At 27.9% G+C, this 893-nt stretch carries 1 protein-coding gene; it reads left to right on the top strand.

Translation table 11 applies throughout. From position 1 onward, the window contains the following. The first annotated feature begins 237 nt into the window (after nucleotides 1–237). The gene (locus tag KI356_RS08765) at nucleotides 238–846 is read left to right on the top strand and encodes a hypothetical protein (RefSeq protein ID WP_212935267.1); all 609 of its coding nucleotides are present in this window, start codon (nucleotides 238–240) and stop codon (nucleotides 844–846) included. Nucleotides 847–893: the final 47 nt, after the last annotated feature.

Raw genomic sequence — 893 nt, 5'->3', positions numbered from 1 at the left:
TATATGGATTTTTCTATTATTTAAGGTAATTTAAAGGTTTTTGTCGTTTTTTGTTGTAATTTTGATATTATGATAAGTCTATTTTTCGGAATCCACCATTATAACAGAAAAATTCTAAAAAAACAGAATTGAATCATATTATTTATTTTAATATAATATATTTGTTAATTAATAACATATTTGGGGTATGATTCTTTATTACGGTGAGAATTCTTTTAACATAGGGGGATTTACAGAATGGTTAAAACGGCAAAATCTGAAATGATGAATGAATTAAAAGAAACAATTTACAAATTCTTTCCGAAAAATATTGTGAAAGAAGAATTGTACGAAGAGTCCAAAGAGTATAAAAGGTTTGTAGACTTAAAAGAGGGCTTTGTGAAAAACGAAAGTTCTCAAAAGGAAATTTTGTCTTTGATCGAGTCAACATTTTGCGATTATCACGTGTCAGACTATACAGATTTAAACCTATACAATTGTCTAGAGTATAATGTGTTATTAAATGGAAAAGAACCAATGCTAAATGATGATATTGATTGGATACGGAAATCAAGAGGTGAGCGTCTTGATTTAGGGGTTTTTGTTAGCTTACTTGATAAATATTATTATTACTACGTATTAAAAACAACATATGATGAAGAATTAAGGGAATGGACTTTTGAGATAATCGATGTAGAAATGGATAACATTTGTAAATTTGAAAAACTAATGAATACAAAAGGATTTGTAAGAGTAGAACGAGAGGTTGCGAGAACTGCAATTCCTGATATAGAAACGGAATGTTTACGTATGGGGGAAGTTAACGTATTTCATGCTTTATTCACGGATTCGGTTAGTGAAATATAAAATTGATATCTTTTTAAAGGTATTATTAAAAAGGTTGATTAGAAAAT

The sequence above is a fragment of the Bacillus hominis genome (assembly GCF_018332515.1).
GTDB classification, from domain to species: domain Bacteria; phylum Bacillota; class Bacilli; order Bacillales; family Bacillaceae_G; genus Bacillus_A; species Bacillus_A hominis.
The sequence above is the reverse complement of the archived record's forward strand: the minus strand, read 5'-3'. Positions and strand labels throughout refer to the sequence as shown.

Bases quoted from the DNA above. Each gene is read 5' to 3' on its own strand.
- KI356_RS08765 (WP_212935267.1), top strand. From the start codon at position 238: ATGGTTAAAACGGCAAAATCTGAAATGATGAATGAATTAAAAGAAACA.